The sequence below is a fragment of the Streptomyces sp. NPDC045899 genome, from assembly GCF_056431485.1.
In genome coordinates, this window is sequence record NZ_JBWKKP010000019.1 from 118,230 (window position 1) to 134,580 (window position 16,351).

The following is a 16,351-nucleotide window of genomic DNA, read 5'->3' on the forward strand; positions in this document are numbered from 1 at the left end:
AGGCACCACACGGCACGGGTCATTCACCGACCGCCGCACCACATGGTGTGACGGCGGTGTGACTCTCGGCGGGCCCCGCGACACCGCGGGGCCCGCTCCGCGTTCCGGCGCGCTACCAGGTGGCGCGCAGCTGGCGGATGATCCGCCGCCGCAGCCGCACCCGACGGCTGCCGTCGGGGTTGAGCCTGAGGCGATCCAACTCCCAGTGTCCGTATTCGGCGTGGTCGGTCAGTATGCGGGTGGTCGCCTTGCGGGAGACCCCGCGCGGGACATACACGTCGCAGAATTCATATTCCGGCATCGCATCTATTGTGCGGGAACTGCCCTGCTACGGATAGCGTCTGCACTATGTCTGATGCTGCGCAGCCATCCGCTGCCGAGGTACGCGCCGCCGCCGAAGCGGTGAAGGCCGCACTGGATCGTCACCTCGACGCTGTCGAACGCCGGTCGGGGGAAGCAGACCCAGCCGTGTATGCCGCGTTCAATGAACTGGCAGCGGCAGCCGAGGTCTATGACGAGCTGCTCTACGACGCCTATGACGAGGTCACCCCCTTCGAGATCCCCGGGGACGACACCCTGCCCGCCTACGCCGGGCCGGACGAGCCGAGCGTGCTGAACGTACTGATCCGGCGGGACTACACGATCAACGAACCGCAGCGGCTGCTCGCACAGGCCCAGCGGATCGCCGATCTCGATCCGGACTCCGCCGCCGGGAACGGCAGGCTGGGGGGTGAACCGGCCGCCGTCGGCGAGAGCGTCCATGCCGCGCTGGGCGTGCTCTTCGGCGAGTTCGAGCCGGATGAGATCGCCTCCCGGCACAAGGAGTTCGGACTGGAGGAGGGCGACTCCACCCTGTGGGTGGCGGCAGCCGAGGAGCCCGCCGAACCGGGGGAGTGGCTGTCCGCCCCCTTCGACCAGGCCGACCCCGAGCAGGTGGTCTGCCGCTTCGACGTCAGCTCGGTCTTCGATGAGGAGGACGAGGAAGACCTCGAGGTACTGGGCCCGGGAGGCTGAGCCGCGGCGGCGCTGTGCGCCGGGCCGCGCCCGGCGCCGCGCACGGCGGCCCGCCGTGCGCGGCGCATGATGCGCGGCGCCACCGCCCCGCCCGGCGCGGCCGGGGCAAGCCGCTCGGTGCCCGGGGACGAGGCCGTCAGGGAGACGTCGGGGGGACCTGGGCCTGGAGGAGGGCGCGCAGACGGGTGGTGCGGTCCTTGACCGGGATCTCCGCCACCGCCCGGGGCAGCGCCGCATCCGCGCCGTGCACCACGGACAGATGGCGCTCACCACGGCTGAACGCGGTGTAGACCCATGACCGGGTCAGAGCCGACACAGCGTCCCCCGGCAGCACCACGACCGCCGCGGGCCACCGCGACCCGGCGGCCTGGTGCGCGGTGATCGCCCAGCCGTGCCGCAGCAGTTCACCGACATCCTCACGCGCCACCACCACGGGCGTGCCGCCGCAGTCCAGCCGCAGCCCGTCGGCCTCCGCCGACACCACCGTGGCCAGGACCGTACGGCCCGGGGCCGGGGTGTACGCCACGCGGTCGCCCGGGTCGAAGCCGCCGAACCGGCCGGGGCCGGGGTTCAGCCGTTCCTTGAGCGCCGCGTTCAGCGCCCGCGTCCCGGCGGCGCCGCCGTGGCCCGGAGTGATCACCTGCGTCCCCTCCGGCGGCACGCCGATCGCGCGCGGCACCGAGTCGGCGACCAGCTGCACGGTGCGGTGCACCGCCTCGCCCGCGTCCCGCACGGGCACGATCACGACCTCCTTGCCCGGTGCCTCGACCTGGTTCAGCTCGCCGATGCCGATCCCGGAGACCAGCTCACCGACCGGCCCCGGGTCCGGGGTGCGGGAGACGACCTGCGGGCAGCGGCGGGCCGCCAGCAGATCCGCGAAGACCCGCCCCGGCCCCGCCGACCAGAGCACACCGGGGTCGCCGCTCAACACCAGCCGTGCGCCGTCCGGCAGTGACTCGACGAGCATCGCCGCCGTCTCGACGTCGAGTTGCGGTGTGTCCAGCACGGCCAGTACGTCGAGCCCCAGCACCCCTTCCTCGTCGCGGCCGGGGCCCTCGCCGCCGGACAGCAGTCCGGCGACGGTGACGGCCGACGGTGCCGTGTCCCCGGCCGTGTCGGCGTCGATCAGCGCGGCCAGCCGCCGTCTGCCGTCCTCGCTGTGCGCCGCGGCGTACGCCCGCAGGCCCATCGCGCGGGCGGCGGCGACCAGCGCCGCCGGTTCGGCGCGTGCGGCCTCGCCACCGCTGTGGGTGACCAGGCCGTGGGCCGCCACGGTACGGATCAGCTCGGCGGCGGAGGCGGACGGAGCGGCCGCGGCGGCCTTCTCCCAGTCGGCCGCCGCGGGTCCGTCGACCGCCCCCGGCTCGTCGGCGGCTTCGTCGCCGGCGGACCGCTCCGCCGGGACGGCCGGTACGGAGAAGGTGCTGGCCAACCGGGCCAGACCGTCAGCCAGGCTCTCCTCCGCCAGCGCGTAGCGGTCCAGCCCCAGGAGGATCCGCACGGGCTGTTCGGCGTCCTCCTCGCCGTCGCCCGCGGGACGGGCGGCTGCCGGAGCGTCCAGCGCGTCCTGGAACACCAGCACCTCACCGTCGGCGATCACCGTACGCAGCGCCTCGTCCGGGTCGGGCACGGACACCTTGGCGAGCGCGGTGCGCAGCGCCCCGGACTCCAGCGCGGTGTGTCCCTCGAGAGCGGCGCGCTCCAGCAGCCAGCCGGTGAGTGCCCGCACCCGGCGCTCGTCATCCGGACGGCACTCGGGGCCGAGCAGCGCGCGGGCGAAGCCGTCGGCCTGGTCGTGGCGCACTCCGGGGACCGCGAGGAGCTGCCAGGGGTCTTCCCGCAGCGCCTCGGCCGCCCGCTCGCCGAGCACCTCGGCCACCCGCCCGGCCAGTGTCTCGGGCGCCCCACCGGCGGTGAGCACCTGCCGGACACCGGCGGCTCCCGGAACCTCGCCGTCCGGACCGCGCCTCGGGCGGGACGCGGCCCGCACCGTGGACTCCGCCGGGCCGGGCCGGGGCTGCGGCGGCCGGGGCGCCGCAGGGGTGGCCGGGGCGGGTGCCGGACGACGGGCCGGAGCGGGTTCGTTGAAGAACGACGCGGCTGACCGCTCACCGCTCTCCACGGCTCGCACCGCGGCCGCGAGTGCCTCGGCGGCAGCCGACCGCCGCCCCTTGCCGCCCCCGCCGCCCCTCTCGGGGCCGGGATCGGCCGCGCCGGGCGAGCCGCCCTTCGGCGCGTCGGTCCCGGCGGCCGGGACCGACGCCTCCGCCTCTCCGGCGGAGTCGCTCGCCGTGTCCCCGCTGCCCATGTCGCCTCCGTTGCCGCCCCGCTCGCGGGCGGGGTCGGGCGAGCCCGCGGCCGCCGACGCCTCGGTCCCGCTGTCCGTGTCCGACCGCCCCGCGCGGTCGTCATCGCCGTCGACCGGCTCGCGGGCCTGGCTCGGCGAGCCCTCCGCATCCGCCCCCGCGTCCGCGGAAGCGTCCGCGGACGCCGGTTCCGCCCGGCCCCCGGACGTTTCGCCCTCCCCGGCGGGCTCGGCGGCCGGACCGCCCCCGGCATCCGCATCCGGCGCGGGCGCCGCCTGCGGGGCGGTGTCGGCCTCCTCGGGCGCGGATGCGGCCTCGCCGGCGAGGCGGTCGCTACTCACAGCGTGCTCCAGTCCTGATCGGGATAGCGGTGCACGGGCGCCGACACATCGTCGAGCGCCTGGCAGATCTCGTCCGGAAGACTAAGGGTCTCCACCGACAACGCGGCCCTCAGCTGCTGGGCGTTGCGCGCGCCGACGATCGGGGCGGCGACGCCCGGCCGGTCGCGGACCCACGCGAGGGCGACCTCCAGCGGGGTGGTGGCCAGACCGTCGGCGGCTATGGCGACCGCCTCGACGACACGGCCCGCCTCCTCGTCGAGATACGGCGCGACGAAGGCCGCGAGCTCGGAGGCGCCGCGGGAGTCCGAGGGGGTCATATGGCGGTACTTGCCCGTCAGCACACCCCGGCCGAGCGGGGAGGACGGCAGCAGCCCGATGCCCAGGTCGAGGGCGGCGGGCAGGACTTCGCGCTCCACTCCGCGCTGGAGTAGCGAGTACTCCATCTGGGTGCTGGCGAGCCGGGTGTGCGCACCGGAGGAGGCCAGCTGCCAGGTGGCGGCCTTGGCGAGCTGCCAGCCGCAGAAGTTGGAGACGCCCACGTACCGGGCGCGTCCGCTGCTGACCGCGATGTCCAGCGCCTGGAGGGTCTCCTCGAGCGGGGTCACCGGGTCGAAGGCGTGCACCTGCCACAGATCGACATAGTCCGTGCCCAGCCGCTCCAGCGAGGCGTCCAGCGCGTCCAGCAGATGGCCGCGCGAACCGTCGAAGCGCCGGTCGGGGTCGGGCACGCTGCCCGCCTTCGTGGCGATCTGGAGGTCGCGCCGGGGCACCAGCCCCTCCAGCAGCTGCCCGAGGAGGTATTCGGCGCCGCCGTCCGCGTACACATCCGCGGTGTCGACCAGCGTGCCGCCCGCCTCCCAGAACGCCTTGAGCTGGTCCGCGGCGTCGTGTTCGTCGGTGTCCCGCCCCCAGGTGAGCGTGCCGAGCCCGAGCCGGGAGACGCGCAGGCCCGTGCGGCCGAGGTGCCTTTGCTCCATGAACGTCGAGATTACTGGCCGGAATGCGAGCCGTGGCGGGCTGTGGATAACCTCCCTCTGCCGTATCCCGGCCTCGCGCGCTAGAGTCCCCGGAACAGGGACGTTACTGATCAGTATGAGGTGCGGTATGAGGCTCGGAATCAACCTCGGCTACTGGGGCGCGGGGATGGACGCGGACAACCTCGCGGTCGCGCGTGAGGCCGACCGGCTCGGTTACTCGGTCTGCTGGGCGGCCGAGGCGTACGGCTCGGACGCCGCCACCGTGCTCGCCTGGGTCGCCGCGCAGACCGAGCGCATCGACGTCGGCTCCGCCATCTTCCAGATCCCGGCCCGGACGCCCGCGATGACGGCGATGACCGCGGCCACCCTCGACACCCTCTCCGGCGGCCGCTTCCGCCTCGGCCTGGGCGTCTCCGGTCCGCAGGTCTCCGAGGGCTGGTACGGCGTGCGGTTCGACAAGCCGCTCGCCCGCACCCGCGAGTACGTCGAGGTCATCCGCAAGGCGATGTCCCGCGAGCGGCTGACCCACGAGGGCGACAACTGGACGCTGCCGCTGCCCGGCGGCCCCGGCAAGGCGCTCAAGCTCACGGTGCACCCGGTCCGCGAGCAGATCCCGCTGTACATCGCCGCCATCGGCCCCAAGAACCTGGAGCAGACGGGCGAGATCGCCGACGGCGCGCTCGTGCTGTTCTACGCCCCGGAGCACGCCGAGGAGACCACCCTCGGTTCGCTGCGCGCCGGCCGGGCCAAGGCCGGCAAGGACCTCGAGGGCTTCGACGTGGTGCCCACCGTGCCGATGGCCGTCGGCGACGACGTGCGCGGCCTGGCCGACCACTTCCGTCCGTACACCGCGCTCTACGTGGGCGGCATGGGCAGCGCCAAGCAGAACTTCTACAACAAGCTGGCGCAGCGCATGGGGTACGAGAAGGAGGCCGCCGAGATCCAGGAGAAGTACCTCAGCGGTGACAAGGCGGGCGCCGCCGCGGCCGTGCCCCACGAGCTGATCGACTCCACCTCGCTGATCGGCCCCGTCGAGCGCATCGCCGAGCGGATGCAGGCGTACGCCCAGGCCGGGGTCACCACCCTGTCGCTGACCCCCGCGGGCTTCACGCTGGAGGAGCGGCTGGCCGGTCTGCGGGCGGGCGTCGAGGCGCTGGAGCGGGCCGGGGTGGCCTGAGGCCGACGGAGAAGTCCTGCGGCCGTGGTGGGGGCTCGGGGGTCTTCCCCGCCACGGCCGTCACCGTGCACAACGCCCGCGCGCCCGAGTGGTTACGCCCCCGCGCGCCTTCCGCGGATTCGCCCATATGGACGAGCCGGACCCCTCACCTGTTGCCGCCGTGCACCCCCGGCATTTGACTTCTTCTGCGCGGAGGTCGTGCACGGAGCGCACGGAGGTGGCGGCGATGCTCTCGGCGAAAAGTGTCTTCCAGGAGATCCTCGACAACGACGAGGCGTTCCGGCTCTTCTGCTCCATCGCGGCCAGCGGCGAGGCCCAGGGCGGCTGGGAGAACGGCCGGATCGCCGCTCTCGTGCCCGACAGCCAGCGCGCCCTGGCGCCCAAGATCGCCCGGCATGGCGCCGACGAGGACAAGCACGGGCGCATCTTCAACGCGCTGCTGCGCAAGCGTGACCTGGAACCCATCGAGGTCCCGCGCGACACCGACTACACCATGCTGCTGGAGGCGCGCGGTATCGGTCTGGCCCATGACAAGCTGCGCCGGGACGAGCCGCTGACCGAGCACGACATCGTCGTCTACCTCGCCCACAGCAGGGTCACCGAGCAGCGGGCGGCCGCCCAGATGATGCTGCTGCGCAAGTGTTTCGGCGACCATCCGGTCCTCGGCCGCGCGGTGGAGATGATCTCCAATGACGAGGAGAACCACCTCGCCTACTGCCACGAGGAGCTGCTGCGGCTGGCCGCCGCCGGGTACGGCCGGACCATCCAGCGCACCCTGCGGGACAGCGCGCTGGTCGAGATGGAGGTCTACCGCTCGGTCAGCCTCGCCGTGATGTCCCATATGGGGCGCATCCTGGGCTGGTCCAGGGCGAAGTCGTCGCTGCCGGCGGCGGGTGTGCGCGCCATGTACGGCTTCGAGCGGCTGGGCGGCTGGCGGCGGATGGTCACCCTGCGGATGCCCGAGCGGCGGAACGCCCTGGGAGGTCCCTCGCCGAGCGCTTCAGAGGCCCCCGAGTTCGCCTGAGCCCCGGCCGTGACCGGGTCCGCGGACCCCGTGCCGCTCAGAGCCAGCCGCGGCGCTTGAACATCCGGTACAGCAGCGTGATCGCACCGGCCATCAGCAGCAGCACCGCCGGATAGCCCCACGGCTGCTCCAGCTCCGGCATGACATCGAAGTTCATACCGTAGACCCCGGCGATCAGCGTCGGCACCGCGGCCATCGCCGCCCACGCCGAGATCTTCCGCATGTCGTCGTTCTGCCGGACGCCCATCTGCGCGAGATGGGCGGCGAGGATGTCCGACAGCAGCCGGTCCAGCCCTTCCACATGCTCGTTCACCCGGGTCAGATGGTCGCTGACGTCACGGAAGAACGGCCGTGACCCCTCGTGGACGAACGGCACCCCGGCACCCGCGAGCCGTGTCATCGGCTCGGCCAACGGACCTGTCGCCCGGCGGAATTCCAGCACCTCCCGCTTGAAGGCGTAGATCCGCCCCGCCGTGTTGTGCCCGGCCACACTGTCCGGCGCGAAGACATCGGTCTCCAGTCCGTCCAGGTCCTCGTGGAGTTCGTCCGCGACATCGAGGTAGTGGTCCACGACCGCGTCGGCGACCGCGTACATCACCGCCGTCGGACCGTGCCGCAGCACCTCCGGCGCGTCCTCCAGCCGCTCCCGCACCGCGCCGAGCGGATTGGACTCCCCGTGCCGCACGGTCACCACGAAGGAGTCACCCACGAACACCATGAGCTCACCCGCGGTGACGGTGCCCGCCTTGTCGTCGTACCGGACCGGCTTGAGCACCAGGAACAGGGAGTCGTCGTACACCTCCAGCTTCGGTCTCTGGTGGGCGTGCAGGGCGTCCTCCACGGCCAGCGGATGCAGTCCGAACTCGCTGGTCACGAGCTCGAACTCGTTCGCGGTCGGCTCGTGGAGCCCGATCCAGAGGAAGGAGTCCCCGGCCGCGCGCGCCTGGTCGAGGGCGTCGGAGAAGTCGGCGGGCCCTTCGGTGCGGCGCCCGTCCTGGTAGATGGCACAATCCACGATCACGCGGGGCATTCTGCCGCCCTCGCCTCCGATACGCACAGCGGGGTGGTGCGGAGGATGCGTGAGCACCCCCGCTGAGGTGCCCGTCCAGGGTCGTAGGGTGGCAGCCATGCCCATGCTGATCCTCGTACGGCACGGCCGGTCCACCGCGAACACCGCGGGTGTCCTCGCGGGCTGGACGCCCGGTGTCGCCCTCGACGAGCGCGGCGCCGCACAGGCCGCGGCGCTGCCCGGACGGCTGGCGCGGCTGCCGCTCGCCGCCGCCGTCACCAGCCCGCTCCAGCGCTGCCGGGAAACGCTCGCCCCGCTGCTCACCGCCCGCCCCGGACTGCCCCTGCACACCGAGGAACGGATCGGGGAATGCCACTACGGCGACTGGTCGGGCCGCAAACTGGCCGAGCTCGCCGATGAACCGCTGATGAACGTCGTCCAGCAGCACCCCTCCGCCGCCGCCTTCCCCGGCGGTGAGTCGATGCGCGCCATGCAGGCGCGGGCGGTCGACGCGGTGCGCGACTGGAACGTCCGGATCGAGGCGGAGCACGGCCCGGACGCGGTCTACCTGATGTGTTCGCACGGCGACATCATCAAGTCCCTGGTCGCCGACGCCCTCGGACTCCACCTCGACCTCTTCCAGCGCATCTCGGTCGAGCCCTGCTCGGTCACCGCGATCCGCTACACCCCGACTCGGCCGTTCCTCGTGCGGCTCGGGGACACCGGCGACTTCGCGGGGCTGGTCCCGCGTGAGCACGCCCCCGGTGACCAGGGCGGGGACGCGGCGGTGGGCGGCGACGCGGGGGCGCCGTGAACGCCGTGGGCGGGAGCGACGTGATCTCCGTGCGCAGTAGGGTGGTGCCGCGGCGCACACCCGCCGTGACCGCCGTGACCGGGCAGTCGTGACATTCAGCAATCAGCAGTCAACCAGCCGAGCAGTCGAACCAAATGGAGCAGGACGTTGTCCCGTCAGGTGTTCCTCTATGACCCGCCGGACCGTTTCGTCGCCGGTACGGTCGGGCTGCCTGGTCGCCGCACCTTTTTCCTCCAGGCGTCCGCCGGTGGCCGCACCACCAGCGTCGCGCTGGAGAAGACCCAGGTCGCCGCGCTGGCCGAGCGGATAGACGAGCTGCTGGACGAAGTGGTCCGGCGCACCGGCGGAAACGCCCCGGTCCCCGCCGTCGCACCGTCCGAACTCTCCGACACCGAGCCGCTGGAAGCCCCCGTGGAGGAGGAGTTCCGGGTCGGCACCATGGCGCTCGCCTGGGACGGTGAGGAACAACGCATGATCGTCGAGGCGCAGGCCCTCGTCGAGCTGGAGGCCGAGTCCGAGGAGGACCTGGCCGAGGCCGAGGAGCGGCTGCTCCAGGACGATGTGAACGGGCCGCCCATGCTGCGGGTCCGGCTCACCGGCACCCAGGCCCGCGCCTTCGCCAAGCGCGCCCTGGACGTCGTCAACGCGGGCCGCCCGCCGTGCCCGCTGTGCAGCCTGCCGCTCGACCCGGAGGGACACGTATGTCCGCGCCAGAACGGATACCGCCGCGGGGCGTGACGCCCCCGGAGCCGTCCGAGCTGCTGGCCCTGGGCGAGCTGACGGTGCGCGGCCGGGTCCGGGAGGCGTCCAACGCGGTGCTCTACTGCACGGTCGAGTACCGGGGCCACAGCGCGCCGTGCGTCTACAAGCCGGTGGCCGGGGAGCGCCCCCTGTGGGACTTCCCGGACGGCACGCTCGCCCAGCGCGAGGTGGCCGCGTACGAGATTTCCGAGGCCACCGGCTGGGGGCTGGTCCCGCCCACGGTGCTGCGCGACGGTCCGTACGGGCAGGGGATGTGCCAGCTGTGGGTCGAGGTGGCCGACGGCGGGGGCGTTGACGACGACGGGGCCGGGGACGGTACCGAGCTGCTGGCCCTGATCGAGGGCGATGAGCCCGGCCCCGGCTGGAAGGCGGTCGGCTTCGCCGAGGTGGGGGAGGGTCGCACCGCACTGCTGGTCCACGCCGACGACGTACGGCTGCGCCGGCTGGCCGTCCTGGACGCGGTGATCAACAACGGTGACCGCAAGGGCGGTCATCTGCTGCCCGCCGCCGGAGGGCGGCTCTACGCGATCGACCACGGTGTGACCTTCAACGCCGAGGACAAGCTGCGCACCCTGCTGTGGGGATGGGCGGGGGAGCCGCTTCCGGACGATGTGCTCGAGGTGCTGGGCCGGTTGGCCGGGCAGCTGGCCGACGGCGGACCGCTGTGCGCCCGGCTGGCAGAGCTGATCACGGCCGCCGAGATCGAGGCGCTGCGGGCCCGGGTGGCCGGGCTGCTGCGCACCGGGGCGCACCCCGAGCCCAGCGGACAGTGGCCCGCGATCCCCTGGCCGCCGGTCTGAACCCGGCGGGCCGGTGGGCCCCCTCGCGGTACCCCCGTCGTACCCCGTGGCGGCTGTCGAACAGGGGTACAGCATCTTCGGGGAAGGAACGCAAGAGCGCCTATCCGGCCAACAGGTCTGGTCCGGTTCGTATCCGGAACTGGCATCCGGTTACGCTCATTGCATGTATGCCTGGCCCGCTTCTGAGGTTCCCGCCCTGCCTGGCAGAGGCCGCGACCTGAGGATTCACGACACCGCGACCGGGGGTTCGGTCACCCTGACCCCCGGCCCCGTCGCCCGCATCTACGTCTGCGGTATCACTCCGTACGACGCCACCCACATGGGGCATGCGGCGACCTACAACGCGTTCGACCTCGTTCAGCGCGTGTGGCTCGACACCAAGCGGCAGGTGCACTACGTCCAGAACGTCACCGACATCGACGATCCGCTGCTGGAGCGGGCCGTGGCCAACGGCGACGACTGGACCGCGCTCGCCGAGCGCGAGACGACGCTCTTCCGCGAGGACATGACGGCGCTGCGGATGCTGCCCCCGCAGCACTACATCGGCGCCGTGGAGTCGATACCGGGCATCGTGCCGCTGGTGGAGCGGCTGCGTGACCTGGGCGCCGCCTACGAGCTCGAGGGCGACATCTACTTCTCCGTGGAGTCCGACCCCTCCTTCGGATCGGTCAGCGGGCTGGACGCCGAGGCGATGCGGCTGCTGTCCGCCGAGCGCGGTGGCGACCCCGAGCGCCCCGGCAAGAAGAACCCCCTCGACCCGATGCTGTGGATGGCCGCCCGCGAGGGCGAGCCGAGTTGGGACGGTGCCTCGCTCGGCCGCGGCCGCCCCGGCTGGCACATCGAGTGCGTGGCCATCGCCCTGGACCACCTCGGCATGGGCTTCGACGTCCAGGGCGGCGGCTCCGATCTCGCCTTCCCGCACCATGAGATGGGCGCCTCGCACGCCCAGGTCCTCACCGGAGAGCGGCCGTTCGCGCAGTCGTACGTGCACGCCGGGATGGTCGCCCTGGACGGCGAGAAGATGTCCAAGTCCAAGGGCAACCTGGTCTTCGTCTCGGCGCTGCGCCGCGAGGGCGTGGACCCGGCGGCCATCCGGCTCGCGCTGCTGTCCCACCACTACCGGGCCGACTGGGAGTGGACGGACGATGTGCTGCGCGAGGCGCGGGAGCGGCTGGACCGCTGGCGCGCCGCCGTCTCGCGGCCGGACGGACCGTCGGCCGACGCGCTGGTGGAGGAGATCCGCGAGGCGCTGGCGGACGATCTCGACGCACCGTCCGCCCTGGCCGCGGTGGACCGCTGGGCCGCCGCCCAGTCGTCCTCCGGCGGTACGGACGAGGGAGCGCCCGGCCTGGTCTCCCGCGCGGTCGACGCGCTGCTGGGAGTGGCGCTCTGACCGCCCGCTGACCGCCCTGACCCACCGGAACGGGCCCGCACCGGAAGAAGTGTCCGGTGCGGGCCCGTTCGCCGTGCGGTGCGCGGGGGGCGGTCAGCCGTCGGAGCCGGGCCGGTCCTCCCCGCCGCCGGTGTCCCCGTCCCCGGTGTCCGCGTCGGTGGACTCGTTCCCGCCGGTGCCGGTGCCGGTGCCGGTGCCGGTGGTGGGGCCGTCGGAGCTCTCGGCGGCGCTCTCGGCGCCGTCCGGGCCCTCGCTCTCCTCCCTGGCCACATCGTCCTTCGGGGACGGCTTGCGCGGGCGTGTGTGGCCGCCGGCGGAGTCCCGCCGGTACGAGCCGGTGCCCGGGCCCTCCCGGCCGTCCGCGACACCTCCGCTCTCGGTGGCGTGGCCGCCAGGACCGGGCTGGCCGTCCCGCCGCCGCAGATAGCGCTCGAACTCGCGGGCGATGGCCTCGCCCGTCGCCTCCGGCAGCTCCGCGGTGTCGCGCGCCTCCTCCAGCGACTGCACGTACTCCGCCACCTCGCTGTCCTCGGCGGCCAGTTGGTCCACGCCCAGCTGCCAGGCCCGTGCGTCCTCGGTCAGCTCGCCGAGCGGGATCCGCACCCCGATCAGGTCCTCCAGACGGTTGAGCAGCGCCAGGGTCGCCTTCGGATTCGGCGGCTGCGAGACGTAGTGCGGTACGGCCGCCCAGAGGCTCACGGCCGGAACACCGGCGTGGGTGCAGGCTTCCTGGAGGATGCCGACGATGCCCGTGGGGCCCTCGTAGCGGGTCTCCTCCAGGTCGAGGCTGCGCGCCAGGTCCGGATCGGAGGTGACGCCGCTGACCGGTACCGGCCGGGTGTGCGGGGTGTCGCCGAGCAGCGCGCCGAGGATCACGACCATCTCCACGCCCAACTCATGGGCGTAGCCGAGGATCTCGTTGCAGAACGACCGCCACCGCATACTGGGCTCGATACCGCGCACCAGCACCAGATCGCGGGTCTTCTCACCGGTGTCCGCGCGGACGACGGAGAGCCGGGTCGTCGGCCAGGTGATCTTGCGGACCCCGGACTCCAGGGCCACGGTGGGACGGTTCACCTGGAAGTCGTAGTAGTCCTCGGCGTCGAGAGCGGCGAAGACCTCGCCCTTCCACTCCCGGTCCAGGTGCCCCACCGCGGTGGAGGCCGCGTCCCCGGCGTCGTTCCAGCCCTCGAAGGCACAGATCATGACCGGGTCGATCAGCTCGGGAACCCCCTCAAGCTCGATCACCCAGCGCCTCCTTCCGACCGGGGCGGACGGGTCGGTGCCGCCCTCGGTTCCAGTTCCATTGCGTGCGCACCAAGCCTACGGCTTAACGGGCCCTCCGCCGCAGCCCCCGTACAGCGCGACACACACATTCATCCGACCTGTACCCCCTGATCCGCCGCGCATTCCTGGACGGGATGCGAACAACGGCGCTATACATCGGACCACCAAAAAAGATCGGATGTTCTATTGCGTGGAGTTGGGAGGGCTTCGGCCGTCCGTGCACCGCACACACCGGAGGGGCGACCGTCCCGCACGGCACGGATCCGCCCAACTCGCCCGCCGGTCAAGGGAACTGAGGCGTCATTCGGCATGGGTGCGCAGCCACTGCTCGACACTCGCGATGTGCACCGTCGCCCAGGAGTGCGCCGCCTCCGCGTCCCGGTCGCGCAGCGCGCCCAGGATCGCCCGGTGCTCGTGCAGGGTGCGGCGCACGGCGTCCTCGTGGGTCAGCCCGCGCCACACCCGTGCCCGGGTGGTGGGGCCGGAGAGGCCGTCCAGCAGCGCGCAGAGCACCGAGTTGCCCGACGCCTGGACGATGGCGCGGTGGAACGCCAGATCACAGGCCACCAGCTCCTCCACCGACGGCGCCTGTCCCAGCGCGTCCAGCTCGGCGGTGAGCGCGTCCAGCTCGGCGGCGCCGATCCGGGAACAGGCCAGCGCGGTGGCCGCGGGCTCCAGGATCCGGCGCACCGCGAGGAACTCCAGCACCGTGTCGTCCCGGTGGAAGTCGACGACGAAGCTCAGCGCCTCCAGCAGCAACCGCGGGTCCAGACTGGTGACATAGGTGCCGTCGCCCTGGCGTACGTCGAGGATCCGGATCAGTGACAGCGCGCGCACCGCCTCGCGCAGCGAGTTGCGGGACAGTCCGAGGTCGGCGGCGAGCTCGCTCTCCTTGGGCAGCCGGTCACCCGGGCGCAGCGCCCCCGAGACGATCATGTCCTTGATTCTCTCGATCGCCTCGTCGGTGACCGCCATGGTGGACCTCCCCGGAGCAAACATCCGATCTCTGGGATCCATTATGGCGTGAGCGATGGCATGAGCGATCCGGTGGTGCCCGCCGGGAACACCACCGGACCGGATGCGCGGGACTCGGAAGGGGCTCAGAAGGTGAACGGCCCCGGCGACTGCGCCGACGTGGCGGTGCAGTCCACCGTGATGAAGCCGAACACCACCAGCTTCAGGGATGTGGCCTCCAGGACGTCGCCCGCCGCGACCGTGCCGGTCAGCGGACCGGTGGACACATCGGAGCCGGTCGGAATGGCCGGGTTGGAGGAGCCGGTGAAGGTCGTGGTCCCCGAGCCGTTCTTCGACAGCGTCAGGGTGGACCGGACCGCCCCGGCGGGCACGTCGAGCGGCGCCTTGACCGCCGACGAGGACAGGGTGATGGTGGCGGAGGTGCCGTCCTGCGTGGCGACCAGGGTCGCCGATCCGGAGCCGAAGGCCCCGCAGTCGGCGGTGATGGTGGCGGTCGTGGGGTCGACCGCGGAGGCCGTCGGCGCCAGGGCGAGCGCCCCGGTGGCCAGTGCCGCTGTGCCCAGTGCCGTACTGATCCCGAGCGTGATGCGTCTCATGGGGGTGCCTTCCGGTGTGGGGGAGGTGCGTGAAGCGGAACCCGTTCTGACTGCCCGTCACAAGGGGGCGCTGTCATTGATGCGCGTGCCACCGAAGAAGGCAAGAGCGATCCCGCTGATTTTTCACCCCACCGGACCGGGGCCCTTCGTAAGCCCAACTACCCTGCCCATGACTTGAGTTGAGGAGGCGGACGCCGGACGGCCGGGCGGGAGGAAAACTCCTCCCGCCCGGCCGTCCGGACCGGCAGCGGCCCGCGGGGGTCAGGCGCGCTTGCCCAGCAGGTCCTCGACCCGGCCGCGGATGTCGTCCGAGTCGAGACCGCGGATGGTCAGGGTGGTGCGGCGGCGCAGCACGTCGTCCGCCGTCTCGGCCCACTCGTGGTCGCGGGCGTAGACGACCTGCGCCCAGATCTCCGGGGCGTCCGGGTGGATCCGCATCGAGAGCGCCGGGTCGGCGCTGGCCAGCCGCGCGATGTCGAAGGACAGCGACCCGTAGTGGGTGGCCAGGTGGCGCGCGGTGTCCGCGGCCATCCGCGGACCGGGGGTGCCGCCGTCCACCAGCAGGCGGTGCTCCACGGCGTGCGGGTTGGCGATACCCGGCAGCGGCATGTGCTTGGGCAGCTGCTTGACCGGCTCCATGTCGTCCGCGAGCGGGCGGCCGGGCAGCTCGGCCAGCTTCTGCATCACGGTGCGGCCGATGTGCCGGAAGGTCGTCCACTTGCCGCCGGCTATGGACAGCATGCCGCCCTTGCCCTCGGTGACCACGGTCTCGCGCTTGGCCTTCGCGGTGTCGCCGGGGCCACCGGGCAGCACCCGCAGGCCCGCGAAGGAATAGGTGATCAGATCACGGGAGAGCTGCTGGTCGCGGATGGAGAAGGCGGCCTCGTCCAGGATCTGGGTGATGTCGTTCTCGTTGACCGCGACATCCGCCGGATCGCCCTCGAACTCCTCGTCGGTGGTGCCGAGCAGCAGCATGTCCTCCCAGGGGAGGGCGAAGGTGATGCGGTACTTGTCGATGGGGGTCGCCAGCGCCGCCTTCCACGGCGCGGTGCGCTTGAGCACCAGGTGCGCGCCCTTGGACAGCCGGATCGAAGGGGCCGCGCCCGGGTCCTCCATCCGGCGCAGGTGGTCCACCCACGGTCCGGTGGCGTTGAGCACCAGCCGGGCGTTGACGCCGAACTCGGTGCCGTCGGTGCGGTCCTTGAGCTCCGCGCCGGTGACCCGGCCGTCGGTCATCCGCAGTCCGGTGACCTCGGCGTGGTTGAGCACGGTGGCACCGGCCTCGGCCGCCGCGCGGACCGTCATCAGGGCCATCCGGCTGTCGTTCATCTGGCCGTCGCCGTAGACCGCGACCGCCTTGAGGCCCTCGGTGCGCAGCTCGGGGACGTCACGTGCGGCCTTCTCGGCGCTGAGGACATGGCCGACGCCGTCCCGGAAGGCGGAGAGCGCGGAGTAGGCGAAGACGCCCGCGCCCAGCTTGGCCGCGCCGTGCGGACCGCCCTTGTACACCGGCAGGTAGAAGGTCAGCGGGTTGGCCAGGTGCGGAGCGACGGTGCGGGAGACCGCGCGCCGCTCGAAGTGGTTCTCGGCGACCAGCTTGACCGCCCCCGTCTGGAGGTAGCGCAGGCCGCCGTGGAGCAGCTTGGAGGAAGCGGAGGAGGTGGCGCCGGCGAAGTCGCCGGCGTCCACCATCGCCACCCGCAGCCCGGACTGCGCGGCGTGCCAGGCAGTGGTGATGCCCAGGATGCCGCCGCCGATCACCAGGAGGTCATAAGAAGCCTTGGACAGCTGTTCCCGGGTTTCGGCGCGGCCCGGGTTCGAACCGACAGCCGGGTGCGTTCCGAGCGACGGAACGCTCTGCAGGGTGGTCATTGTG

The 16,351-nt window shown here is 72.6% G+C and carries 15 protein-coding genes; 7 read left to right on the top strand and 8 right to left on the bottom strand.

Annotated elements, in window-relative coordinates; all coding sequences use genetic code 11:
• Positions 1–112: 112 nt before the first annotated feature.
• Positions 113–301 carry a DUF5703 family protein gene (locus tag AC07FT_RS25935; protein ID WP_254743971.1) on the bottom strand — a complete coding sequence of 63 codons (189 nt, stop codon included), beginning with the start codon at positions 299–301 and terminating at the stop codon, positions 113–115.
• 47 nt (positions 302–348) lie between these two features.
• On the opposite strand from AC07FT_RS25935, the gene AC07FT_RS25940 reads away from it, so the two are divergent.
• Complete coding sequence (locus AC07FT_RS25940) at positions 349–1,014, top strand: hypothetical protein (RefSeq protein ID WP_254743969.1); 666 nt, start codon at positions 349–351, stop codon at positions 1,012–1,014.
• 136 nt (positions 1,015–1,150) lie between these two features.
• Here AC07FT_RS25940 and AC07FT_RS25945 read toward each other — a convergent pair whose 3' ends face one another.
• Positions 1,151–3,661 carry a helix-hairpin-helix domain-containing protein gene (locus tag AC07FT_RS25945; protein WP_479178285.1) on the bottom strand — a complete coding sequence of 837 codons (2,511 nt, stop codon included), beginning with the start codon at positions 3,659–3,661 and terminating at the stop codon, positions 1,151–1,153.
• On the bottom strand, positions 3,658–4,638 hold the full coding sequence (locus AC07FT_RS25950; RefSeq protein ID WP_471206078.1) for an aldo/keto reductase: 981 nt from the start codon (positions 4,636–4,638) through the stop codon (positions 3,658–3,660). Before AC07FT_RS25950 ends, AC07FT_RS25945 begins: the two co-directional genes overlap by 4 nt.
• A 127-nt stretch (positions 4,639–4,765) precedes the next feature.
• On the opposite strand from AC07FT_RS25950, the gene AC07FT_RS25955 reads away from it, so the two are divergent.
• A complete protein-coding gene (locus tag AC07FT_RS25955) occupies positions 4,766–5,815 on the top strand; it encodes an LLM class F420-dependent oxidoreductase (protein ID WP_471206081.1) in 1,050 nt (349 codons plus the stop codon).
• Positions 5,816–6,041: 226 nt separating this feature from the next.
• The gene (locus tag AC07FT_RS25960; protein WP_479178286.1) at positions 6,042–6,839 is read left to right on the top strand and encodes a ferritin-like domain-containing protein; all 798 of its coding nucleotides are present in this window, start codon (positions 6,042–6,044) and stop codon (positions 6,837–6,839) included.
• A gap of 37 nt (positions 6,840–6,876) precedes the next feature.
• Here the strand turns inward: AC07FT_RS25960 and corA are convergent, their stop codons facing one another.
• Entirely contained in the window at positions 6,877–7,869 is a 993-nt protein-coding gene (gene corA / locus AC07FT_RS25965) for a magnesium/cobalt transporter CorA (protein ID WP_254743963.1), read from the bottom strand.
• Between the two features lie 97 nt (positions 7,870–7,966).
• Here corA and AC07FT_RS25970 point away from each other — a divergent pair, with 97 nt between their 5' ends.
• From AC07FT_RS25970 to mshC, 4 genes are all read left to right on the top strand, one after another.
• Positions 7,967–8,662, top strand: coding sequence for a histidine phosphatase family protein (locus AC07FT_RS25970; RefSeq protein WP_471206089.1), 696 nt, complete (start codon positions 7,967–7,969; stop codon positions 8,660–8,662).
• Between the two features lie 147 nt (positions 8,663–8,809).
• The gene (locus AC07FT_RS25975) at positions 8,810–9,400 is read left to right on the top strand and encodes a DUF3090 domain-containing protein (protein WP_431773446.1); all 591 of its coding nucleotides are present in this window, start codon (positions 8,810–8,812) and stop codon (positions 9,398–9,400) included.
• The gene (locus tag AC07FT_RS25980; protein ID WP_479178287.1) at positions 9,364–10,224 is read left to right on the top strand and encodes an SCO1664 family protein; all 861 of its coding nucleotides are present in this window, start codon (positions 9,364–9,366) and stop codon (positions 10,222–10,224) included. The genes AC07FT_RS25975 and AC07FT_RS25980 overlap by 37 nt, the downstream gene beginning before the upstream one ends.
• Positions 10,225–10,387: 163 nt before the next feature.
• On the top strand, positions 10,388–11,617 hold the full coding sequence (gene mshC / locus AC07FT_RS25985) for a cysteine--1-D-myo-inosityl 2-amino-2-deoxy-alpha-D-glucopyranoside ligase (protein ID WP_479178288.1): 1,230 nt from the start codon (positions 10,388–10,390) through the stop codon (positions 11,615–11,617).
• 93 nt (positions 11,618–11,710) lie between these two features.
• On the opposite strand, the gene AC07FT_RS25990 is transcribed toward mshC, so the two are convergent.
• From AC07FT_RS25990 to AC07FT_RS26005, 4 genes are all read right to left on the bottom strand, one after another.
• Positions 11,711–12,865: a PAC2 family protein gene (locus AC07FT_RS25990; protein WP_479178289.1), complete on the bottom strand. Its 1,155-nt coding sequence runs from the start codon at positions 12,863–12,865 to the stop codon at positions 11,711–11,713.
• A gap of 339 nt (positions 12,866–13,204) precedes the next feature.
• On the bottom strand, positions 13,205–13,879 hold the full coding sequence (locus AC07FT_RS25995; RefSeq protein WP_479178290.1) for a FadR/GntR family transcriptional regulator: 675 nt from the start codon (positions 13,877–13,879) through the stop codon (positions 13,205–13,207).
• A 125-nt stretch (positions 13,880–14,004) separates the two neighbouring features.
• Positions 14,005–14,475 (bottom strand): hypothetical protein, encoded by a 471-nt coding sequence (locus AC07FT_RS26000; protein ID WP_471206104.1) that lies wholly within the window; start codon positions 14,473–14,475, stop codon positions 14,005–14,007.
• A gap of 261 nt (positions 14,476–14,736) precedes the next feature.
• Positions 14,737–16,347 carry a glycerol-3-phosphate dehydrogenase/oxidase gene (locus AC07FT_RS26005; protein ID WP_478774362.1) on the bottom strand — a complete coding sequence of 537 codons (1,611 nt, stop codon included), beginning with the start codon at positions 16,345–16,347 and terminating at the stop codon, positions 14,737–14,739.
• Positions 16,348–16,351: the final 4 nt, after the last annotated feature.

Excerpts from the sequence above, each read along its gene's own strand:
- AC07FT_RS25935 (WP_254743971.1), bottom strand. The coding sequence starts at position 301 with ATGCCGGAATATGAATTCTGCGACGTGTATGTCCCGCGCGGGGTCTCC.
- AC07FT_RS25940 (WP_254743969.1), top strand. The coding sequence starts at position 349 with ATGTCTGATGCTGCGCAGCCATCCGCTGCCGAGGTACGCGCCGCCGCC.
- AC07FT_RS25950 (WP_471206078.1), bottom strand. The coding sequence starts at position 4,638 with ATGGAGCAAAGGCACCTCGGCCGCACGGGCCTGCGCGTCTCCCGGCTC.
- AC07FT_RS25955 (WP_471206081.1), top strand. The coding sequence starts at position 4,766 with ATGAGGCTCGGAATCAACCTCGGCTACTGGGGCGCGGGGATGGACGCG.
- AC07FT_RS25960 (WP_479178286.1), top strand. The coding sequence starts at position 6,042 with ATGCTCTCGGCGAAAAGTGTCTTCCAGGAGATCCTCGACAACGACGAG.
- corA (WP_254743963.1), bottom strand. The coding sequence starts at position 7,869 with ATGCCCCGCGTGATCGTGGATTGTGCCATCTACCAGGACGGGCGCCGC.
- AC07FT_RS25970 (WP_471206089.1), top strand. The coding sequence starts at position 7,967 with ATGCCCATGCTGATCCTCGTACGGCACGGCCGGTCCACCGCGAACACC.
- AC07FT_RS25980 (WP_479178287.1), top strand. The coding sequence starts at position 9,364 with ATGTCCGCGCCAGAACGGATACCGCCGCGGGGCGTGACGCCCCCGGAG.
- mshC (WP_479178288.1), top strand. The coding sequence starts at position 10,388 with ATGTATGCCTGGCCCGCTTCTGAGGTTCCCGCCCTGCCTGGCAGAGGC.
- AC07FT_RS25995 (WP_479178290.1), bottom strand. The coding sequence starts at position 13,879 with ATGGCGGTCACCGACGAGGCGATCGAGAGAATCAAGGACATGATCGTC.
- AC07FT_RS26000 (WP_471206104.1), bottom strand. The coding sequence starts at position 14,475 with ATGAGACGCATCACGCTCGGGATCAGTACGGCACTGGGCACAGCGGCA.
- AC07FT_RS26005 (WP_478774362.1), bottom strand. The coding sequence starts at position 16,347 with ATGACCACCCTGCAGAGCGTTCCGTCGCTCGGAACGCACCCGGCTGTC.